This is a genomic window from Streptacidiphilus jiangxiensis, assembly GCF_900109465.1.
GTDB classification, from domain to species: domain Bacteria; phylum Actinomycetota; class Actinomycetes; order Streptomycetales; family Streptomycetaceae; genus Streptacidiphilus; species Streptacidiphilus jiangxiensis.
Window position 1 is genome coordinate 326,473 of the sequence record NZ_FOAZ01000001.1, and the last position, 19,966, is coordinate 346,438.

Sequence of the window (19,966 nt, forward strand, 5' to 3'; positions counted from 1 at the left end):
GCTGGAATTCTCGTCAAAGTGACGCTGACCTGCAGTGTTGTCGTTCTCACAGCCACGCGGTGTGTCACTTGGCGGACATCGGGGATACGCTGCGAAGACCCTCAACCCCTCACCATCCGTTCAAGGACGAACGGATGTGAAACGGAGCGATCGTGCCGAACGAGAACTCTGCCCTGGTCAACGCTGCCCCGACCAAGCACACGAAGCTGCTGGCATGGGTGCAGGAGATCGCAGAGCTCACCCAGCCGGATCGGATCGAGTGGTGCGACGGCTCGGAAGCCGAGTACCAGCGCCTGTGCGACCTGCTTGTCCAGAAGGGCACCTTCCGCAAGCTGAACGACGAGAAGCGGCCGAACTCCTACTACGCCGCCTCGGACCCGCGCGACGTCGCGCGCGTCGAGGACCGCACGTTCATCTGCTCCGAGGAGGAGAAGGACGCCGGTCCGACCAACCACTGGAAGGCCCCCGCCGAGATGCGGGCCATCTTCGGTGACATCTTCCAGGGTTCGATGAAGGGCCGCACCATGTACGTGGTGCCGTTCTCCATGGGGCCCGTGGGTTCGCCGCTGGCCGCCTACGGCGTCGAGATCACCGACTCCGCCTACGTCGCCGTGTCGATGCGCACCATGACCCGCATGGGTCAGGCTGTGCTCGACTACCTGGGCGAGGACGGCGACTTCGTCAAGGCCGTGCACACCCTGGGCGCGCCGCTGGCCGAGGGCGAGGCCGACGTGGCCTGGCCGTGCAACGAGACGAAGTACATCTCGCACTTCCCGGAGACCAGGGAGATCTGGTCCTACGGTTCCGGCTACGGCGGCAACGCCCTGCTCGGCAAGAAGTGCTACGCGCTGCGCATCGCCTCGACCATGGCCCGCGACGAGGGCTGGCTGGCCGAGCACATGCTGGTGCTGAAGCTCACCCCGCCGTCCGGCGAGGCCAAGTACGTCGCGGCCGCGTTCCCCAGCGCCTGCGGCAAGACCAACCTGGCCATGCTCCAGCCGACCATCCCGGGCTGGAAGGTCGAGACCATCGGCGACGACATCGCCTGGATGCGGTTCGGTGCGGACGGCCGCCTCTACGCGATCAACCCCGAGGCCGGCTTCTTCGGCGTCGCGCCCGGCACCGGTCGTGACACCAACGCCAACGCCATCGACTCGATGTACGCCAACACGGTCTTCACCAACGTGGCGCTCACCGACGACGGCGACGTGTGGTGGGAGGGCATGACGGCCGAGAAGCCGGCCCACCTCACCGACTGGAAGGGCAACGACTGGACCCCCGAGTCGGAGACCCCGGCGGCGCACCCCAACGCCCGGTTCACCGTCCCGGCCGCCCAGTGCCCGACCATCGCCCCGGAGTGGGAGGACCCGGCGGGTGTGCCGATCTCGGCCATCCTCTTCGGCGGTCGCCGCGCGAGCGCGGTCCCGCTGGTGACGGAGTCCTTCGACTGGCAGCACGGCGTCTTCCTGGGCGCCAACGTCGCCTCGGAGCAGACCGCCGCCGCCGAGGGTACGGTCGGCAAGCTGCGCCGCGACCCGTTCGCGATGCTGCCGTTCTGTGGCTACAACATGGGTGACTACTTCGCCCACTGGCTGGAGATCGGCGAGAACGCCGACGCCGCCAAGCTGCCGAAGATCTACTACGTGAACTGGTTCCGCAAGAACGCCGACGGCAAGTTCGTCTGGCCGGGCTTCGGCGAGAACAGCCGCGTGCTCAAGTGGATCGTCGAGCGCCTGGAGGGCACCGGCGAGGGCGTCGAGTCCCCGATCGGTGTCCTGCCCACCCAGGACGCGCTCGACCTGGACGGTCTCACCATCGACCAGGCCGACCTCGACCTGCTGCTCTCCGTCGACCGCGACATCTGGAAGCAGGAGGCCGCGCTCATCCCCGAGCACCTGGAGCTCTTCGGCGAGCACACGCCGAAGGCCCTGTGGGACGAGTACGAGAAGCTGACCCAGCGCCTGGGCTGAGCCGCCGAGCCGTAGTGCTCAGTTGATCAAAGACTCGCGTGCCGCCGTGTGGACGTCCATACGGCGGCACGCGAGTATCGCCGTCCGGGTGTCCTGCTGGGACGCGGCCACGACCAGCACACGGCCGGCCAGGTCGAAGGCGTGGGCGTGGAGCACCGCGAGGTCGGACGGGTAGGCCACGGCGGCGCGCGGCGGCAGCTGGGTGCCCAGCTCGGCGATCCGCGCGCTGATCGCCGCGGCGGTGTCCTCCAGTGCGGGATCGCCGGTCCGAGCGTGGAGCTCGCGCGTGACGTCCAACAGTGCGGCGAGGTGACCGGCCAACTGTCCGCGCAGCCCGCTCACGGGAGTGGCGGGGGCGTGCGCAGCCCGGACCGGCTTGCGGACAGGACGGATCTTCGGCTGCTCGTACATGGGAACAGCCTAACTTGGACTTTGTCTAAATCCAGTCTTTGTCTCTAGGGCTGAGAATATGTCGACAGGAAGATGCCGATCTTCTCGACCGCCTCGCCCAGGTCCTCCACGCGCGGCAGCGTGACCAGACGGAAGTGGTCCGGTTCCGGCCAGTTGAAGCCGGTGCCCTGGACGACGTAGATGTGCTGCTGCTTGAGCAGGTCCAGCACCATCTGGGCGTCGTCCTTGATCTTGTAGACCTTCGGGTCCAGACGCGGGAAGGCGTACAGCGCGCCCTGCGGCTTGACGCAGGAGACGCCCGGGATGTCGTTCAGCATCTTCCAGGCGAGGTCGCGCTGCTCGCGCAGGCGGCCGCCGGGGAGGATCAGGTCCTTGACGGACTGGCGCCCGCCGAGCGCCGCCGCGATCGCGTGCTGCGAGGGCATGTTGGCGCACAGGCGCATGGTGGCCAGCGTGGTGAGGCCCTCGATGTAGCTGCGGGCCCCCTCCTTCGGGCCGGAGATGGTCATCCAGCCGCTGCGGAAGCCGGCCACCCGGTAGGCCTTGGACATGCCGTTGAACGTCAGGCAGAGCAGGTCCGGTGCGAGCGCGGCGGTGGACGTGTGCTCGACGTCGTCGTAGAGGATCTTGTCGTAGATCTCGTCCGAGTAGACGACCAGACTGTGCCGGCGGGCGATCTCGACCAGGCCCTCCAGCAGCTCGACCGGGTAGACGGCGCCGGTCGGGTTGTTCGGGTTGATGATCACGATGCCGCGGGTGCGGTCGGTGATCTTCGACTCGATGTCCACCAGGTCCGGGTACCAGTCCGACTGCTCGTCGCAGCGGTAGTGCACCGCCGTCCCGCCGGAGAGGCTGATCGACGCCGTCCACAAGGGGTAGTCCGGAGCGGGGACGAGGATCTCGTCACCGTCGTCCAGCAGTGCCTGCATGGCCATCTGGATCAACTCGGAGACGCCGTTGCCGATGTAGACGTCGTCGACGGTCAGCCCGGGCAGGCCGCGCTCCTCGTAGTGCATGACCACGGCGCGGCGGGCGGAGAGCAGCCCCTTGGAGTCGCCGTAGCCGTGGGCCCCGGCGAGGTTGCGCACGATGTCCTGCAGGATCTCCGGCGGCGCCTCGAAGCCGAACGGCGCCGGGTTCCCGGTGTTCAGCTTCAGGATGCGGTGACCCTGGTCCTCGAGCCGCATGGCCTCGTCGAGGATCGGGCCCCGGATGTCATAGCAGACATTGGCGAGCTTGCTGGACTGGATCACCTGCATACCGATGCATGCTAACGCCTTCCCATACCAGGCGCCCGGTGATGTTCGCCATGTGGGGCTTCGAGTCGCACTGAGGTACGCCGCACGCCGACCAGTGCGACGGCCAGGCCGACGGTCCAACCGAGCGCCACCCCCCAGCAGGCGCCGGAGACCGCCCCGGCCAGCGGATGGACCGTCCAGCCGAGCGGAGCCGCGCCCGTCATCCGCGCCAACGCCATCCCGCGGAAGACGCCCGCGAGGGTCCCGCCGGCCACGACCGCGGCCCATCCGGCCCGCAGCCGGCGGCCCGCGCCGGCGTAGGGGTGGCGCAGCACGTGCCGACGCAGCAGCCCGGCCACCGTGCCCAGGAGCAGCAGCGCCGCGAAATCCTCCGCCCAGGTGAACGCCCAGGTGGTGTCCCCGCGCGGGTTCGGTCGCAGGCCCGGCAGCAACGGTGGCACGCCGAGCGCCTCGGTGCGCGGCACCAGCGGGACGTCCTGGGTCATCCGCAGCCAGACCACGTCCGTGCCGAGGGCCAGCACCAGCAGGAGCGCGGCGCCCACACCGGTGAGCAGCACGACGCGCGGACGGTCCAGCGTCGGAGTCATGGGCGGACTGTATCCGTACGCACCAGCCGCCGTCCGTCGCCGCCGAGGTTGGTACAGAATCAGGACACCGACTCCCTGCGGGCTCCCAGCTCCGCGATCTACGATCACGATGGCTGCAGGGGGGTGGCGGGTGCGGGGACGGGTGCGTCGTTGGGTCACGGCGCTGGTGGTGCTGGCCTGCGCGGCGGGCGTGCTGCTGAACCTCGGCACCCCGGCGGCGGTCGGCGCGACCGGGCCGCGCTTCCTGACGGACGCCCAGGGTCGCGCGCTCGTCCTGTACGGACTGGACGCCGACGACACCGGCCTGCAGGGCGCCTCCGCGGCTCCCACGGCGCGGGCCGTCCTCGCCGAACAGGGCCTGCTCGGCGACGATTTCGCCCGCGTCCTGCTGCACTGGAGCCGGGTCGAGCCGCGCCCCGGCCACTACGACGACGCCTACCTCGCCGACCTGGTCCAACGCGTCGACCGCTACGCCGCCGCGGGCGACCACGTCGTGCTGGCCATGGCCCAGGACGCCTACGGTCCGCCCCCCGGTACCGCGGCCCTGCCGGCCGCCGTCGACGCCGCCCGGATCACCGCCGCGGACTCCTTCTGGCGCACCCGCGACGACGCCCCCGACCTGCAGGACCGCTACGCCGCCGCCTGGGTGCACGTCGCGCGGTACCTGACGGCGCACCTGACCCACGGCCCCGGTGCGCTCACCCCGGCCGACGCCGTCGTGGGTTTCGACCTGCTGGACCGTCCCTGGGGCGGCTCGGTGCAGGGCCCCGCCTTCGAGACGGGGCCGCTCGCCGCCTTCTACGAGCGTGTGATCACCAGGATCCGCGACGTCGACCCGAACCACTGGCTCTTCGTCGAGCCCGAGGCCGCCTCGGCCGACACCGGGCTGCCCAGCGCCCTGCCGTACCTCCCGGACCCGCGTCACGGCACGGCCCGTATCGGCTACGCGCCCCAGCTGTACCCGGCGTCGCTGGACCCGGGCGGCAGCTACACCGGCACCGGCGTCTTCTGGACCGACCGCCTGCTCGGCTCCTGGGCGATCCAGGCGCTGCGCACCGCCAGGCGCCTGAACGCCCCGCTGCTGGTCGGCGGTTGGGGCGCGGACCTGACCGCCCCCGGTGCGCACCTGTACGTCGACCACGTCCAGGAGCTGGTGGACGCCCTGATGGCGGGCTCCGCCTGCTGCGACGCGGCACCGGGCGCGTGGTCCCCGTGGGCGAGGCCCGGGAAGCCGGCGGACATCGCCGGGGTGCTGCAGACCGCGTACCCCCGCGTGGTCGCCGGCGTGCCGGTGGAGTTCGACTACGACAAGGGCACCCTGGTCTTCACCCTTCAGTTCCGCGACGTGGCGGGCGTGGTGGGCACCACGGACGTCTACCTCCCGCCGTCGGACTTCCCCTTGGGCCCGCAGGTCGAGTTCGACGCCGACTTCACCAGCGCGTGGGACCCGTCGCGTCACGTCCTCTCCGTGACGGTGACCCATCCGGTCCCGGGGACGGTGCACACCCTCCGGCTGACCCCGACGTCGCCGTCGCAGAACGTGGGCTGATCCCTCACCGCGAACCACGACTTTCTACTGCCGCTCGATTGTCTAGCGGTGCTAGCATCGATTCATGTCGGTACAGGAACGCAAGGAACGCGAGCGGGCGGAGCGCGAACGCCTGATCGTGGCGACGGCCCGCGAGCTTGCCGAGCAGCAGGGCTGGGACGCGGTCACCACCCGCCGGCTGGCCGAACGCATCGAGTACAGCCAACCCGTCCTCTACAGCCACTTCCGCGGCAAGCGGGAGATCATCGGCGCCGTCGCCCTCGAAGGCGCCGCCGAGCTGGCCGCGGCGGTCCGGGCCGCGGCCGCCGGCGCGAGCGGCCCGCGCGAGCGCGTCACCGCCCTCGCCCGCGCCTACCTCGACTTCGCCGCACGCAACCCGGCGGTCTACGACGCCATGTTCCAGCTCGACGGCGGCCTGACGTTCGCGAAGGAGGACACCCCCGAGCCTCTCAAGGACGCCTTCGCCGCCCTGCTGGAGAGCCTCGGCGACGTCGCCGGTGACGGCGTCCACCCGGGGGTGTTCACCGAGCTGTTCTGGGCCTCCCTGCACGGACTGGCGACCCTGACCCGCGCGGAACGGCTGCCGCCGACCTACGCGGAGGAGCGGACGGAGCTGCTGGTGGCCCGGCTCGCCGTGCTCTGACGCGCCCGCCCGCCGCGCCTGACCGACCGGCCGGGGAGGGCGCCGGTGCGGCGGCCGTCGTCCATGACCGCCACGCCGTCCACGAAGACGTACGGGATCCCGCGCGGCAGGCGTCGGGGTTCGTCGAACGTCGCCTGCTCGGCCACCGATTCGGGGTCGAGCAGGACCAGGTCGGCGACCCAGCCCTGGTGGACCTGGCCGCGGTCGCGCAGGCCGAGTCGGCGGGCGGGGGTCGCGGCGAGGTGGCGGACCGCCTCCGGCAGGCTGAGGATGCCGGACTCCCGGACGTAGGTGCCCAGATAGCGCGGGAAGGTCCCCCAGGCGCGCGGGTGGGGTCGGTCGCCGACGAGCAGGCCGTCGCTGCCGCCGCAGTGGACGGGGTGGCGCATGATCGCGCGGACGTTCCCCTCGTGGCCCACGTGCTGCAGGATCGTCGTGCCGAGGCCGTCCGCGACGAGCAGGTCGGTGAACGCCTGGAACGGCTCGACCCCGTCCCGGCGCGCGAGTTGGTGGACCGTCAGGCCGACCGCCGGGCGCAGCGCCGGCTCGCGCACCCCGCTGACCTGGACGGTGTGCCAGTCGGCGACGACGCCGTGGCAGCCGTCGGAGCCGTGCACCTCCAGGTCGGCGCGGATGCGTGCCCGCGCGGCCGGGTCGGTCAGGCGCCGCAGCGTCTCGGCCGGGCCGCCCGCCGCGGCCCAACCGGGGAGCAGCGCGGCGAGGGTGGTCGAGCCGGGGAGGTAGGGGTAGGTGTCGAGCGTGACGTCGACGCCGTCGGCCAGCGCGGCGTCGACCAGGGACAGCAGCTCGCCGGCCCGGCCCCGGTTGACCTCGAAGTTCATCGTCGCGTGAGCGAGGTGCAGGGCGCAGCCGGCGGCCCGCGCGATGCCGACGACCTCGGCGTACGCCTCCAGTGCGCCCGCGCCGTAGGAGCGGTGGTGCGGGCACCAGTAGCCGCCGTGGTCCGCCACCACCTGGCAGAGCGCCGTGAGTTCGGCGGTGTCGGCGTACATGCCGGGGGTGTAGGTCAGGCCCGAGGACATGCCGACCGCCCCTTCGGCCAGGCTCTGCGCCAGCACCTGCCGCATCCGCTCCAGCTCGGCGGGGGTCGCGGGACGGTCCTCCCAGCCGAGGACGAGCGCGCGCAGCGTGCCCTGCGGCACCAGGTAGGCGGCGTTGACGGCGATGCCCTGCGCGTCGAGCCGGTCCAGGTACTCGCCGACGCTGCGCCAGCTCCAGTCGAAGTCGGCGTCCGCCGGGTCGCCGTTCCAGCCGGCGATCTGGCGGCGCAGGCCGGCCAGGGTGGTGTCGTCGACCGGCGCGTAGGAGAGCCCGTCCTGCCCGAGGACCTCCAGGGTGACGCCCTGCGCCACCTTGGCCTCGTGGGCGGGATCGGTCAGCAGCGCCAGGTCGGAGTGCGCGTGCATGTCGACGAAGCCGGGCGCGAGCACCAGGCCGTCCGCGTCCACCACCCGGCCGCCGCCGGGACGCGGCCCCGGGTCGCCCTCCCGGTGCAGGGCGGCCACGCGCCCGCCGTCGAGGACGGCGTCGGCCCGGTAGGGCGCGCCGCCGGTGCCGTCGACGACGAGCGCGCCCCGCAGGACGGTTCTCATCAGAAGAAGGTGCGGATGTAGTCGACGACCCGGTCGTGCTCGTCGACCTCGGGGATCAGCTGCCACTTCTCCAGGGCCGTGCACGGGTGGGACAGGCCGAGTCCGATCAGGTCGCCGACCATCAGCTCCACGTCGGGGGTGACCGAGACGAAGGCGTGCTGGTCGGAGAGCTTGGTGACGGAGAGCCCGGCCGCGGGCCGCACCTCGCCCGTGCGTCCGTCGCGGATCTCCAGGGGCAGCGGTAGCCCCAGGTCGTAGGGGACGTCGCGCTTGCCCGCGTTGACCAGCGCGAGGCCGGGCTCGGGGCGGGAGACCACCTGTGCCCAGAGCTTCAGCGCGGGGATGAAGTGCTCGGCCTCCTCCGTCAGCGGAGTGATCTTCGCGTAGTGGAGGTGGTCGTGGGTGACGTAGGCACCGGAGCGCAGCAGCCGCAGGACCGGGCGGGAGAGCTCCAGGCTCTTTTCGGTCAGGGCCTCCGCGACCAGGTCGAAGTGTTCGCTGCCCCCGGCGCTGACCACGATCTCCTCGGCGTCGGCGAGGAGGCCGTCGGCGTCGAAGCGGTGCGCGGCGTCCACCAGCTCCTGCAGCCACTCGCGCACGGCCGCCCGCGTCTCGTCGACGCCCGCCAAGGTGCCCTCGTAGCCGGCGACGCCGACCAACCGGAGCCACCGCGAGGCCCGCACCGCTCGCGCGACCTCGTCGGCCTCGGCCCGCGACCGCACACCGGTGCGTGAACCGACCGCTCCGAGCTCGACCACGACGTCGACCCGGTGCGTGAGCGCGGCGTCCATCAACTCCACGCCGTGAACCGAGTCGACATAGCAGACGAAGCGGAACTCCGGATCGCGGGCGAGTTCGTCGCTGAGCCATCGCAGGGCCGGGGCGTCGACCAGCTCGTTGCCGAGGAAGATCCGGTTCACACCGAAGTGCCGGTACATCTGCACGTGGCTCGGCGTCGCGGCGGTGATGCCCCAGGCTCCCAGCTTCAGCTGCCGGTCGAACAGCTGCGGCGCCAGCGGCGTCTTGCCGTGCGGCGCGTGGGCCAGGCCGTGGCGCGCGGCCCAGGAGGCCATCAGTTCCAGGTTGTGGTCGAGCGCGGGTGCGTCCAGGGTGAGCAGCGGGGTCACGAAGCCCCCGTCGAAGAGGCCGAGCCTGGCGTCGCGCAGCTGGTTCACCGTGGCGCTGCCGCCCATCGGCATGCCCTTGAAGCGCCAGTCGACGACGGTCTCGCCCAGCTCGTCGAGTGCGGCCTGGTCCATGGAACGGCTCCTCTGTGGTGCTCTGCTGTGCATCGGTCGCGCGCCTTGCAACGTCTGTTGCCCATCCTGCCAGCGGGTCTTCGGAGACGGAAAGGCCCGGCACTCCCCCTCGGAGTGCCGGGCCCTTCAGCTCTCGGTGGTTACGGCATGGCGTTGGTGAAGGCGCCCTCGCCGTTGGCGAACTGGTTGCCGTTGCTGGCGTCCCAGTTCGTGGACCAGGTCATCACGCCGCCGATGGTCGGCCAGGTGGCGCTGGGCTTGAAGGTGCCGCAGTTCGTGCCCTTGGCCAGGCAGTTCAGCGCGTTCTCGACCACGCTCGGGGCGACGTAGCCGCTGCCGGCCGCACTGGTCGAGGCCGGGACGCCGATGCCGACCTGGTTGGGGCTGAGGCCCGCCTGGATCGCGGTGCAGGCGATGGTGGTGATGAAGTCGACGCTGCCCTCGCTGTAGACCCCGCCGTCACAGCCGTTCATGGAGCCCGAGTTGTAGAACTGGGTGTTCATGATCGTGAGGATGTCCTTGACCTGCAGCGCGGTGGCCAGGTAGTCGGACGAGGCGCTCAGCACGTCGATGGTCTGCGGGGCCATGGTCAGGATGAAGCCCGAGCCGGCCTTGGCGGCGAGCTGGTGCAGCGCGGAGGACATGTAGGTCGGGTTGATCCCGTTCTCCAGGTCGATGTCCACGCCGTTGAAGCCGTAGTTCTGCATGATCGAGTACGCGCTGTTGGCGAAGGCGGTGGCCTGCGCGGCGCTGGTGATCGAGATCGTGCCGTTCTGGCCGCCGATCGAGAGGATCACCTTCTTGCCCTGCGCCTGCTTGGCGGCGATGTCCGCCTTGAACTGCGCGTCGGTGTAACCACCGAGCTTGCTCTGCAGGGTCGGGTCGAGCGAGAAGGTGATGCCGCCGTCACCGGCCGAGTCGGCGTTGGCGAAGGCGACCGCGATGATGTTGTACTGCGAGCTGACGTCGCTGATCTTCTGGTCGGTCGCGCCGTTGTCGAAGTCCTGCCAGTACCCGGTGACCCAGTGCTTGGGGTTGGTGCCGCCGCCGGTCCCGCCGGTGGAGGTGGCGGTCGCGGTGGGGGAGGCGCTCTGCGTCGGCGAGCTGCTCTGGGTGGGGGTGCTGCTCTGCGTCGGCGAGGCCGAGGCCGACGCGGAGGCCGTGGGGGAGGCGCTCTGCGTGGGGGTCTGCGTCGGGCTCGGGCTGGAGCCGGCCGCGCCGCTCAGCACCACGTCGTCGGCGTAGTAGGTGGACTGGCCGTACCAGCCGTGCAGGTAGAGGGTGACGCTGGTGGTGGAGGCGCCGGTCTTGAAGCTGGTGCTCAGCTGGTTCCAGGAGCTCTGCGAGGACCAGGTGCTGACGTCGGTGGTGCCGTCACCCTGGGTGCCCATGTAGACGTAGGGACCGTTGACCCAGGAGCTCAGCGTGTAGGAGGAGTTCGGCTGCACGCTGATGGTCTGGGTGCACTGCGCGTCGTCGGAGCTGGTGGGGGTGGCCGCCAGCGCGTAGGAGCCGGAGTGGACGGTCGCGGAGGAGACCGTCGCGGTGCCGGCGTCACAGGTCCAGTTGGCCAGGGAGCCGGTCTCGAAACCGGGGTTGACCACGAGGTTGGTGGTGTCGGCGCTGGCGCCGCCACTGAAGGCCACGATGCCGGTGAGGCCGAGGCCGAGCGCGGCCACGGAGGCCAGCGCGGCATTCACAGTACGCGGGGAAGGCATAAGGGTCTGTCTCCAACTGTGGGGGAAGCGGGGAGAGACGGAAGATGAAGCCCGCCACACAAGTTGGACTAGACCATTCGTGCTGTCAAGGGGGTGCCGCGCGCCTTAATGCCTGGTTAAGGTGCTGCTGTGGTCCAGACCACAGCAGCACCCAACTGCCTCAGTCCTCGCTGGACTTCGCCCAGAGGTTGAGGTCGGCGTCGGTCGCGAACCGGTCGATCTCGGTCAGCTCCGCGTCCGTCAGCGCGGCACCCTGCACGGCGGCCACGTTGGACTCCAGCTGGGCCACCGAGGAGGCGCCGATCAGGGCCGAGGTCATCCGCGGGTCGCGCAGCAGCCAGCTGAGCGCGAGCTGCGCCAGCGACTGGCCGCGTGAGGCCGCGATCTCGTTCAGTCCGCGCAGCTTCGCCAGCGTCCGGTCGTCGATCGAGGCCGGGTCGAGCGACTTGCCCTGCGCCGCCCGCGAGTCCGCCGGAATGCCGTTCAGATAGCGGTCGGTGAGGATGCCCTGGGCCAGCGGCGCGAAGCCGATGCAGCCGGCGCCCTCCGCCTCCAGCACGTCCAGCAGGGAGTCGTCCTCGATCCAGCGGTTCAGCATCGAGTAGGACGGCTGGTGGATCAGCAGCGGAACGCCCAGGTCACGCAGGATCGCCGCCGCCTCGCGGGTCTTCTCCGCACTGTAGGAGGAGATGCCGGCGTACAGCGCCTTGCCCTGCTGGACCGCGGACGCGAGCGCGCCCATGGTCTCCTCCAGCGGGGTCTCCGGGTCGAACCGGTGCGAGTAGAAGATGTCGACGTACTCCAGGCCCATCCGCTTGAGCGACTGGTCCAGGCTCGCGGTCAGGTACTTGCGCGAACCCCACTCGCCGTACGGGCCGGGCCACATGTCGTAGCCCGCCTTGGTCGAGATGACCAGTTCGTCCCGGAACGGCCGGAAATCGGCGGCAAGATGGCGTCCGAAGTTCGCCTCGGCGGCGCCGTAGGGCGGGCCGTAGTTGTTGGCCAGGTCGAAGTGGGTGACGCCCAGGTCGAAGGCCCGGCGCAGGATGGCGCGCTGCACGTCGAGGGTCCGGTCGTCGCCGAAGTTGTGCCACAGACCGAGGGAGATCTCGGGCAGCTTCAGCCCGCTGCGCCCGGTCCGGCGGTAGCGCATCGAGCCGTCGTACCGCGTCTCGGCGGGCTGATAGGGGGCAGGGATCACGAGGTGCTCTCCAGGGGAAGGGGCCGGGGTTTTGTCTCCACACTGAACATTAACCGTCGGGGAGTAGGGTGGCCCCCGCACGCGCGAGCATCAGGAGGGGCCGTCGTCATGGACATCGGGAAGTTGGTCCGGCGTACGCCGTTGCTCCGGAACGCCGTTTACGGTCTGTACGGCCAGCGCGTCGAGGCCCACCTCGACCGCGCCCGTGCGCCCCGGCACGTCGGCGTCATGCTGGACGGCAACCGGCGCTGGGCCCGCGCGGTGGGCATGTCCACCAAGGACGGCCATCAGACCGGTGCGGACAAGATCCCCGAGTTCCTCGGCTGGTGCGAGGAGACGGGCGTCGAGGTGGTCACCCTGTGGCTGCTCTCCACGGACAACCTCACCCGGCCCGCCGAGGAGCTGGTGCCGCTCCTCGGGATCATCGAGGAGGCCGTCCGCGGCCTGGCCGCGAGCGGCCAGTGGCGGGTCCACCCCGTCGGCGCGCTGGACCTCCTGCCGGCGTCCACGGCCGCGGTCCTCAAGGAGGCGGACCAGGCCACCGCCGACAACCCCGGACTCCTCGTCAACGTCGCCGTCGGCTACGGCGGCCGCCACGAGATCGTGGAGGCCGTCCGCAAGCTGCTGCGCGAGCAGGGCGCGGCGGGCAAGCCGGTGGAGCAGATCGCCGAGATGATCGACATCGAGCAGATCTCCCGCCACCTCTACACCTCCGGCCAGCCGGACCCGGACCTGGTCATCCGCACCTCGGGCGAGCAGCGACTCTCGGGCTTCCTGCTGTGGCAGTCGGCCCACTCGGAGTTCTACTTCTGCGAGGCCTACTGGCCCGCCTTCCGCAAGGTCGACTTCCTGCGCGCGCTGCGCGACTACGCCGCCCGCAACCGCCGCTACGGCGTCTAGGGCGCCCAGGGCGTGCCCGGGACCGGCCGGGCCCCGGGCTGCCACACGCGGGCTACTTCACATAGGTCGGGTAGTTCAGGCGCCACTGCACCGGCGGTCGGCTGATGTAGTCCGGGATCACCCGGCCGTTCCTGTCGAGGAAGGCCAGGTGGACGGTGTAGTACGCGCTCGGATGCCCGGGCACGTAGGGGATGGCCAGCACGAAGTAGCGCCGGATGTCGCCGCGCAGCATGAACACCGGCGAGGTGGCCGAGCCGCCGCCCCACGTGGCACGCAGGGTCACCGCGCCCGCCGGTGCGGTGTTGCCACTGAACAGCACGCCGATCTGCGGTGAGGTGTGCAGCCGCGGATCGCGCTGCACGTCCATCTCCTGCATCTGGTAGTCGTGCTGGCCCTGCGGGACGCCGTCGCAGCCGCCGTTCAGCTCCGGGTTCTCGTGCCCGTCGACGGCGACCTTCCACTGCAGGCAGTACAGGCCGTCGCCCTGCTCCCGGTAGGTCACGACGCGGAGCGACCAGTGGTGGCCCGCGAGGACTCCTGTCGGCAGCCGGTCCAGCATCGGCAGCGCGGCCGACACCGTCGGCGAGGGCGTGGACTTCGGAGTGGCCGGTGCCGAGGGGCGGACCTCGGACGGTCCGGACCAGGCCGTCGCGGCGATCACGGTGGTAGCCGCCACCGCCGCGGCGACCCCGGCCCCGCTCAGCAGTCGGCGGGCGCGCCGGCGGCGGGTGCCCGCGTCGACGATCGACGCCAGGGGGAGCGGTGGCACCGGGACCGGGGCGACTCGCTCGTCGAGCGCCTCGTGCAGGACGGCTTCGTCGAAGGCGTTCATCGGTTGTGGACCTCCTCGGGAGCGTGCGCGAGCGCGGGGTGGACGCGCAGTTTGGCCATCGCCTTGGACGCCTGGCTCTTGACGGTGCCGACCGAGCAGCCGAGGCTGGCCGCGGTCTGCTCCTCGGTCAGGTCCGCCCAGTACCGCAGGACCACCACCGCACGCTGCCGGGGCGGCAGGGAGGCGAGGGCGGCGTTGAGGGCGAGGCGGGTGTCCACGGCCCCGGCGGGGTCCGGTACCGAGGGCCCGGCCTCCGCCACGAGGGGCACCTCCATGGGCCGTTTCCTCCGGAAACGCCCAAGATGGGCATTGAGCAGGATGCGGCGCGCATACGCGTCGGGGTCGTCGGCGCGTCTGACGCGGCTCCAGGAGGCGTACACGGCCGTCAGCGCACTCTGCGCGAGGTCCTCGGCCAGGCCCTGATCGTCGGTCAACAGCAGGGCGAGCCGGAACAGCCGGGGCCAGCGTGAGGCCGCGAAGTCGTGGAAGTCGAGTTGGTTCGCGGTGTGCATGCCCCTCCAGAGTCCGTTCCGGAGGGAAAGGTTGCCCGGTCGGAGCCACCGTTCCGTAGGTCACCGGCAGGTGAATCTTGGTCGTCAGGACGGCGACGTCTGCATGGAATGGGACGCCTGGGGAATACCCGAGTCAGACCGTGACCTCGGCCATCGGGGCCGGGGACCGCGGCGAGCGCGGGTGGCACCGGGCCACCTGCCCGGGAGGCCCTGTGGTCAGTTCCAAGAGCCGCCGGAGTCTGCACGACCGGCGCACGTACGTCCTCGACACCAGTGTTCTGCTGGCCGACCCGAGCGCCATGACCAGGTTCGAGGAGCACGAGGTCGTGCTGCCCGTGGTCGTGGTGACCGAGTTGGAGGCCAAGCGACACCACCCGGAGCTCGGATACTTCGCCCGGCAGGCCCTGCGGCTGCTGGACGACTACCGGGTCCGTTACGGCCGGCTCGACGCGCCCATTCCGGTGGGCGAGCTGGGCGGCACGATCAGGGTCGAGCTGAACCACACCGATCCCTCCGTCCTCCCGGCCGGCTACCGGTTGGGCGACGCCGACACCCGGATCCTGGCGGTGGCCAGGAACCTGCAGGCCGAGGGGTACGACGTCACGGTCGTCTCCAAGGACCTGCCGCTGCGGGTCAAGGCCTCCTCCGTCGGCCTGCTGGCCGAGGAGTACCGGGCCGAGCTGGCGATCACCTCCGGTTGGACCGGAATGTCCGAACTGGCCGTCAGTGCCGAGGAGGTTGACGGCCTGTTCACAGGTGACACCGTCGACATCACCGAGGCGCGCGATTTCCCGGTTCACACCGGGCTCGTGCTGACCTCGGAGCGCGGCAAGGCGCTCGGCCGGGTCACCGCCGACGGACGGGTCCGGCTGGTCCGCGGCGACCGCGAGGCCTTCGGGCTGCGCGGGCGCAGCGCCGAACAGCGGGTCGCGCTCGACCTCCTGCTGGACCAGGAGGTGGGCATCGTCTCGCTCGGCGGTCGGGCCGGCACCGGCAAGTCCGCGCTCGCGCTCTGCGCGGGCCTGGAGGCCGTGCTGGAGCGGCGCCAACACCGCAAGGTGATGGTGTTCCGTCCGCTGTACGCGGTGGGCGGGCAGGAGTTGGGCTACCTGCCGGGCAGCGAGGCGGAGAAGATGGGCCCCTGGGCCCAGGCCGTCTTCGACACCCTCTCCGCGGTGACCACCCCGGACGTCATCGAGGAGGTGCTCTCCCGCGGAATGCTGGAGGTGCTGCCGCTGACCCACATCCGCGGCCGCTCGCTGCACGACGCGTTCGTGATCGTCGACGAGGCGCAGTCGCTGGAGCGCAACGTGCTGCTGACCGTTCTGTCCCGGATCGGCCAGGGCTCGCGGGTCGTGCTGACCCACGACATCGCCCAGCGCGACAACCTCAGAGTCGGTCGGTACGACGGCGTGGTCGCGGTCGTCGAGAAGTTGAAGGGCCATCCGCTCTTCGCCCACGTGACACTCAACCGCTCGGAGCGTTCGCCGATCGCCGCACTGGTGACCGAGATGTTGGAGGACATCCACGCCTGAACAGGGATGAATCGGTCTGAATCTCCTTGATGCTGTGCCCTCCCGCGTCCTCACGGCGTGGGAGGGCACAGCATCGTAACGATTCGTCAGACGATAGGCGAGCGACTGGCGAGAATCAGTGGCCGGATGGGCTGTGTGAGTTTCGCCACGCAAACGGGAATTGCGCTTGCGCGTTGCCGTGCGGCAGTGTGTGGGGTCTGTCAGGCCCTGCGTGTGGCAACGCATCACGCCGCACGCCGCCCGATCAGAACGCGCTCCGGGAGACCGGGGCGCAGCGGGCCCGCGTCTTCCGTGACCAGAGCATGGGGGAGGCCAGCGTCAGGGGCGGGGTTCGTCCGTTCGGTCATCATGCGGGCGACGCTGGAAGGAAACCATGTGAACCGGATCTCGGTTCGGGGGATGGCAGTGGCCTCCGCCACCGCCGTGACCGCTGTCGGTGCTGTTGTCGGTGTCGCCTCGGGCGAGTCGAAGCCGACCACGGTCTCCGATGTGGCGGGCTCGACCCTTCTTGCCGAAGTCCCCACGGGCGGCTCGGCGCAGACTGTCGCGGACAACCTGGTCCGTCAGAGCGACGCTCAGCAGTCCGCCGCACTGGTCACCGCGCAGAAGGCAGCCGCCGAGGCCGCCCGCGCGAAGGCCGCTGACGCCGCACATGCCAAGGCCGCGGCCGACCAGCGCGCCAAGGAGCAGGCCGCGTCGCGGGCTGCTGCCGCCGCGCAGCGCCAGCAGCTGGTTTCCTACAGCCCCGGTTCGGTGCAGGCACTCGCTGCGTCGATCATCGGCAACGCGACCCAGTTCTCCTGCTTCAGCCACATCGTCACGCGCGAGAGCGGCTGGAGCTACACCGCGACCAACCCGAGCTCCGGGGCCTACGGCCTGGTCCAGGCTCTGCCCGGCTCGAAGATGGCCTCGGTCGGTGCCGACTGGCGGACCAATCCGGCCACGCAGATAAAGTGGGGCCTCAACTACATGAACTCCCGCTACGGCAGTCCCTGTGACGCCTGGGCGTTCTGGCAGGCCCACAGCTACTACTGAGTTCTGCTGCGCCGGCCGCGTCACTCGCCCCGGCCGTTGCTGGAACGCGCGGAAGCCCCCGATCCCTGTCCGATCGGGGGCTTCCTACTTCTCCCACGGAGAGGCCGCGTGTGCGGGACGGCCTCGTGGATGACCGTCCCCGGGCGCTCACAGCACTAAACCTGTTTTTCCGTATTTGCCCAAAAAAATCTGATAGCTCCCATGGGCCGAGCCGAAGGTTTCCCGTGGGGGCGGGCCCACCGGTCACGGCCAGCAGGTAGCGTTCACAGCCGAACCTGTTGTGGAGGCGAGGGCGGACGGCATGGCGGGCGCGGGGAACGCATGGGCGACGTGGCGCGGGTGGATGACCCGGCGGCGCACCGAGGCTGCGGCGGTGGAGACGCCGGACCCGGCCGTGCACGTGCATGTGCCCGAGCGTGCGCTCCAGGTCACCCCGCCGCCCCGGGCCGTGGCGGTCACCGCGCCGGACAGCCCGCCCTACCCCGCCCGTCCCGCACACCCGGCCGAGGCCGTGCCGTGGACGCTCCGGGTGGCCGCGGAGGGGATGTGGCGGCTGCTGCTGGTCGGCGCGGGCATCTGGGTGCTGCTGCAGGTCGTCGGCACGCTGCGGATCGTCGCGCTGGCCTTCGTGGCCGCGTTGCTGATCAGCGCGTTGCTGGAGCCCACCGTCTCCTGGCTCAGGCGCCACGGCGTCCCGCGCGGCCTGGCGGCGGCGCTGACGTTCCTGGGCGGCCTGGTGGGCATCGCCCTGGTCGCCTGGTTCGTGGTCTGGCAGGTCAGTGCGAACCTCAGCGAGGTCACCGGACACGTCAACGAGGGAATCCGGCAGATCAAGTCCTGGCTCGAAACCGGTCCGATGCACCTCACGGACACGCAGATCAACCAGTTCTCCAGCCAGCTGACCAAGGTCATCGGAACCAACAGCGACCAGATCACCTCGTTCGGCTTCTCCACGGTCAGCGTGGTCGTGGAGATCGTCACCGGGGTCTTCCTGGCGGCGTTCTGCACGTTCTTCCTGCTGTACGACGGTGAGCGGATCTGGGGCTGGTGCCTGCGGCTGCTCCCGGTCCGCTCCCGCATGTCCGCGGCCGGCGCCGGCCCGCGCGCCTGGGCCACGCTCACGGCGTACGTGCGGGGCACCGTGGTGGTCGCCTTCATCGACTCGCTGTCGATCGGCATCGGCATCTACCTGCTGGGCGTGCCGCTGGCCATGCCCATCGCGGTGATCATCTTCCTCGGCGCGTTCATCCCGCTGGTCGGCGCGCTGGTCACCGGCACGATCGCGGTCCTCATCGGCCTGGTCACGCATGGGCCGGTCACGGCCCTGCTGGTGCTCGCGGTGCTGCTGGGCGTCCAGCAGATCGAGGGCCACCTGCTCCAGCCCCTGATCCTCGGCCGCGCCGTCCGGGTCCACCCCCTGGCGGTCATCCTCGCGGTGGCCTGCGGCTCCATCATCGGCGGCATCGGCGGCGCGGTCGTCGCGGTCCCGCTCGTCGCGGTCACCAACACCGTCGTCGGGTACCTGCGGGCCCGGCACGCGGTCGACGAGGACGTCCGCGCGGCGCTGACCGCAGCGGCGGCACCCGAGTAACCACGACAGGGGCGCGGGGTTCGACATGCGAGCAACCCGGCAAACGTCCAGGGGCGCGAGGAACTGCGCGACAAGCCACCGTGTGTGGTGACTCGCCGAACGAGCAGGCCCATCCGTACTGGGTGGTTGCTCGCGCAGTTCCTCGCGCCCCTGCGTAGGGACTACCTGCGGGAGGCGAAGCTCACGCCAGGCGGCCTTCGGCCTCCAGCGTGACGCCGACGGCCTGGATCACCGCGGCGATCTTGAACGCCGTCTGGATGACCTCGCGGTCCACGCCCGCCTTGCGCAGCACCTGCTCGTGGGAGTCCAGGCACTGGCCGCAGCCGTTGATCGCCGAGACCGCCAGGGACCAGAGCTCGAAGTCGACCTTCTCCACGCCCGGGTTGCCGATGACGTTCATCCGCAGGCCGGCCCGCAGCGTCCCGTACTCCTTGTCGGAGAGCAGGTGCAGCGTCCGGTAGTAGACGTTGTTCATCGCCATGATCGCTGCCGCGGCCTTGGCCGCGTCGTACGCCTCGGGCTTGAGGTTGGCGCGGGCCTCCGGCTCCAGCTCCGCCAGGACCCGCTCGCTGCGGGAGGCGATCGCGCAGGCCAGGACCGTGCCCCAGAGCTGCTGCTGCGGCAGCTCGGAGTTGCCGATGACCGAGCCCAGGTTGAGCTTGAGGTCCTTGGCGTACTCCGGCAGGGCCGCCTTCAGTGCGTCGAGTGCCATACGATCACTCGCCCGCGAGCAGCGCGTCCGCATCCAGCGTCGCCTCGCCCTTGTTCCAGTTGCACGGGCACAGCTCGTCGGTCTGCAGGGCGTCGAGGACCCGCAGGACCTCCTTGGGGTTGCGGCCCACGGAACCGGCGGTGACCATCACGAACTGGATCTCGTTGTTCGGGTCCACGATGAAGACGGCGCGCTGGGCGGTGCCGTCCTCGTTCTCGATGCCGCAGGCGCGCATCAGGTCGTGCTTGATGTCGGCCAGCATCGGGAAGGGCAGGTCGGCCAGGTCCTTGTGGTCCCGGCGCCAGGCGTGGTGCACGAACTCGGAGTCGCCGGAGACACCGAGGATCTGCGCGTCACGGTCCGTGAACTCCTCGTTCAGCTTGCCGAACGCGGCGATCTCGGTCGGACACACGAAGGTGAAGTCCATCGGCCAGAAGAAGACGACCTTCCAGCCGTTCAGGTCCTCGCCGGCGATCTCCTTGAACTCCAGCTTGTCGGCGGACGGGCCGACCACGCTGTTGAGCTTGAAGGCGGGGAACTGGTCACCGATGGTGAGCATGAGGGGTGTCCTCCGAGATCCGGTACGTGTGCGGTGAGCCCTGCCAATCTCGCATGTCGGACATTGATCAGTGAAATAGC

General features: G+C 70.5%; 18 protein-coding genes. 7 read left to right on the plus strand and 11 right to left on the minus strand.

Annotated elements, in window-relative coordinates; all coding sequences use genetic code 11:
- Positions 1-152: 152 nt before the first annotated feature.
- Positions 153-1,970, plus strand: coding sequence for a phosphoenolpyruvate carboxykinase (GTP) (locus tag BMY61_RS01455; RefSeq protein WP_174514462.1), 1,818 nt, complete (start codon positions 153-155; stop codon positions 1,968-1,970).
- An 18-nt stretch (positions 1,971-1,988) separates the two neighbouring features.
- Here BMY61_RS01455 and BMY61_RS01460 read toward each other — a convergent pair whose 3' ends face one another.
- From BMY61_RS01460 to BMY61_RS01470, 3 genes are read right to left on the minus strand one after another with little or no spacing between them, the layout of a single operon-like run.
- A complete protein-coding gene (locus tag BMY61_RS01460; protein WP_042442184.1) occupies positions 1,989-2,381 on the minus strand; it encodes an SCO4983 family protein in 393 nt (130 codons plus the stop codon).
- A gap of 44 nt (positions 2,382-2,425) precedes the next feature.
- On the minus strand, positions 2,426-3,640 hold the full coding sequence (locus BMY61_RS01465) for a pyridoxal phosphate-dependent aminotransferase (protein WP_042442185.1): 1,215 nt from the start codon (positions 3,638-3,640) through the stop codon (positions 2,426-2,428).
- Between the two features lie 11 nt (positions 3,641-3,651).
- Positions 3,652-4,227, minus strand: coding sequence for a hypothetical protein (locus tag BMY61_RS01470; protein WP_052438281.1), 576 nt, complete (start codon positions 4,225-4,227; stop codon positions 3,652-3,654).
- A gap of 109 nt (positions 4,228-4,336) precedes the next feature.
- Between BMY61_RS01470 and BMY61_RS01475 the strand changes: the two genes are divergently transcribed.
- Both BMY61_RS01475 and BMY61_RS01480 read left to right on the plus strand, forming a co-directional pair.
- Positions 4,337-5,776 (plus strand): cellulase family glycosylhydrolase, encoded by a 1,440-nt coding sequence (locus tag BMY61_RS01475; protein ID WP_177240371.1) that lies wholly within the window; start codon positions 4,337-4,339, stop codon positions 5,774-5,776.
- Between the two features lie 64 nt (positions 5,777-5,840).
- Positions 5,841-6,419, plus strand: coding sequence for a TetR/AcrR family transcriptional regulator (locus BMY61_RS01480; protein WP_042442186.1), 579 nt, complete (start codon positions 5,841-5,843; stop codon positions 6,417-6,419).
- Here the strand turns inward: BMY61_RS01480 and BMY61_RS01485 are convergent.
- The 4 genes from BMY61_RS01485 to mgrA form a co-directional block, all read right to left on the minus strand.
- Positions 6,368-8,032, minus strand: a complete 1,665-nt coding sequence (locus BMY61_RS01485; protein ID WP_042442187.1) for an N-acyl-D-amino-acid deacylase family protein — start codon at positions 8,030-8,032, stop codon at positions 6,368-6,370. The genes BMY61_RS01480 and BMY61_RS01485 overlap by 52 nt on opposite strands.
- Entirely contained in the window at positions 8,032-9,291 is a 1,260-nt protein-coding gene (locus BMY61_RS01490; protein ID WP_042442188.1) for a type III PLP-dependent enzyme domain-containing protein, read from the minus strand. The genes BMY61_RS01485 and BMY61_RS01490 overlap by 1 nt, the downstream gene beginning before the upstream one ends.
- A 140-nt stretch (positions 9,292-9,431) precedes the next feature.
- Entirely contained in the window at positions 9,432-11,009 is a 1,578-nt protein-coding gene (locus tag BMY61_RS01495) for a chitinase (RefSeq protein WP_042442189.1), read from the minus strand.
- Positions 11,010-11,169: 160 nt separating this feature from the next.
- Positions 11,170-12,210 carry an L-glyceraldehyde 3-phosphate reductase gene (gene mgrA, locus BMY61_RS01500; protein WP_075003707.1) on the minus strand — a complete coding sequence of 347 codons (1,041 nt, stop codon included), beginning with the start codon at positions 12,208-12,210 and terminating at the stop codon, positions 11,170-11,172.
- Between the two features lie 108 nt (positions 12,211-12,318).
- Here mgrA and BMY61_RS01505 point away from each other — a divergent pair, with 108 nt between their 5' ends.
- Complete coding sequence (locus BMY61_RS01505; protein WP_042442190.1) at positions 12,319-13,110, plus strand: isoprenyl transferase; 792 nt, start codon at positions 12,319-12,321, stop codon at positions 13,108-13,110.
- Positions 13,111-13,162: 52 nt separating this feature from the next.
- Here BMY61_RS01505 and BMY61_RS01510 read toward each other — a convergent pair whose 3' ends face one another.
- Together BMY61_RS01510 and BMY61_RS01515 are read right to left on the minus strand one after the other, a co-directional pair.
- The gene (locus tag BMY61_RS01510) at positions 13,163-13,942 is read right to left on the minus strand and encodes a hypothetical protein (RefSeq protein ID WP_042442191.1); all 780 of its coding nucleotides are present in this window, start codon (positions 13,940-13,942) and stop codon (positions 13,163-13,165) included.
- Positions 13,939-14,454 carry a SigE family RNA polymerase sigma factor gene (locus BMY61_RS01515; protein WP_042442193.1) on the minus strand — a complete coding sequence of 172 codons (516 nt, stop codon included), beginning with the start codon at positions 14,452-14,454 and terminating at the stop codon, positions 13,939-13,941. The genes BMY61_RS01510 and BMY61_RS01515 overlap by 4 nt, the downstream gene beginning before the upstream one ends.
- A gap of 212 nt (positions 14,455-14,666) precedes the next feature.
- Between BMY61_RS01515 and phoH2 the strand changes: the two genes are divergently transcribed.
- From phoH2 to BMY61_RS01530, 3 genes are all read left to right on the plus strand, one after another.
- Positions 14,667-15,989, plus strand: a complete 1,323-nt coding sequence (gene phoH2, locus BMY61_RS01520) for an RNA 5'-3' helicase PhoH2 (RefSeq protein WP_042442195.1) — start codon at positions 14,667-14,669, stop codon at positions 15,987-15,989.
- Positions 15,990-16,364: 375 nt separating this feature from the next.
- On the plus strand, positions 16,365-17,024 hold the full coding sequence (locus tag BMY61_RS01525) for an aggregation-promoting factor C-terminal-like domain-containing protein (RefSeq protein WP_042442196.1): 660 nt from the start codon (positions 16,365-16,367) through the stop codon (positions 17,022-17,024).
- 343 nt (positions 17,025-17,367) lie between these two features.
- Complete coding sequence (locus BMY61_RS01530; protein ID WP_052438283.1) at positions 17,368-18,615, plus strand: AI-2E family transporter; 1,248 nt, start codon at positions 17,368-17,370, stop codon at positions 18,613-18,615.
- A 181-nt stretch (positions 18,616-18,796) separates the two neighbouring features.
- Here the strand turns inward: BMY61_RS01530 and BMY61_RS01535 are convergent, their stop codons facing one another.
- Together BMY61_RS01535 and BMY61_RS01540 are read right to left on the minus strand one after the other, a co-directional pair.
- Positions 18,797-19,327 (minus strand): alkyl hydroperoxide reductase, encoded by a 531-nt coding sequence (locus BMY61_RS01535; RefSeq protein ID WP_042442198.1) that lies wholly within the window; start codon positions 19,325-19,327, stop codon positions 18,797-18,799.
- A 4-nt stretch (positions 19,328-19,331) separates the two neighbouring features.
- Complete coding sequence (locus tag BMY61_RS01540; protein WP_042442200.1) at positions 19,332-19,886, minus strand: peroxiredoxin; 555 nt, start codon at positions 19,884-19,886, stop codon at positions 19,332-19,334.
- Positions 19,887-19,966: the final 80 nt, after the last annotated feature.

What these genes read in the sequence shown, in the direction of transcription:
- BMY61_RS01465 (WP_042442185.1), bottom strand. Translation starts at nt 3,640, where the DNA reads ATGCAGGTGATCCAGTCCAGCAAGCTCGCCAATGTCTGCTATGACATC.
- BMY61_RS01515 (WP_042442193.1), bottom strand. Translation starts at nt 14,454, where the DNA reads ATGCACACCGCGAACCAACTCGACTTCCACGACTTCGCGGCCTCACGC.
- BMY61_RS01485 (WP_042442187.1), bottom strand. Translation starts at nt 8,032, where the DNA reads ATGAGAACCGTCCTGCGGGGCGCGCTCGTCGTCGACGGCACCGGCGGC.
- BMY61_RS01460 (WP_042442184.1), bottom strand. Translation starts at nt 2,381, where the DNA reads ATGTACGAGCAGCCGAAGATCCGTCCTGTCCGCAAGCCGGTCCGGGCT.
- BMY61_RS01510 (WP_042442191.1), bottom strand. Translation starts at nt 13,942, where the DNA reads ATGAACGCCTTCGACGAAGCCGTCCTGCACGAGGCGCTCGACGAGCGA.
- BMY61_RS01475 (WP_177240371.1), top strand. Translation starts at nt 4,337, where the DNA reads ATGGCTGCAGGGGGGTGGCGGGTGCGGGGACGGGTGCGTCGTTGGGTC.
- BMY61_RS01480 (WP_042442186.1), top strand. Translation starts at nt 5,841, where the DNA reads ATGTCGGTACAGGAACGCAAGGAACGCGAGCGGGCGGAGCGCGAACGC.
- BMY61_RS01535 (WP_042442198.1), bottom strand. Translation starts at nt 19,327, where the DNA reads ATGGCACTCGACGCACTGAAGGCGGCCCTGCCGGAGTACGCCAAGGAC.
- BMY61_RS01530 (WP_052438283.1), top strand. Translation starts at nt 17,368, where the DNA reads ATGACCCGGCGGCGCACCGAGGCTGCGGCGGTGGAGACGCCGGACCCG.
- BMY61_RS01505 (WP_042442190.1), top strand. Translation starts at nt 12,319, where the DNA reads ATGGACATCGGGAAGTTGGTCCGGCGTACGCCGTTGCTCCGGAACGCC.
- BMY61_RS01470 (WP_052438281.1), bottom strand. Translation starts at nt 4,227, where the DNA reads ATGACTCCGACGCTGGACCGTCCGCGCGTCGTGCTGCTCACCGGTGTG.
- BMY61_RS01490 (WP_042442188.1), bottom strand. Translation starts at nt 9,291, where the DNA reads ATGGACCAGGCCGCACTCGACGAGCTGGGCGAGACCGTCGTCGACTGG.
- BMY61_RS01540 (WP_042442200.1), bottom strand. Translation starts at nt 19,886, where the DNA reads ATGCTCACCATCGGTGACCAGTTCCCCGCCTTCAAGCTCAACAGCGTG.
- BMY61_RS01495 (WP_042442189.1), bottom strand. Translation starts at nt 11,009, where the DNA reads ATGCCTTCCCCGCGTACTGTGAATGCCGCGCTGGCCTCCGTGGCCGCG.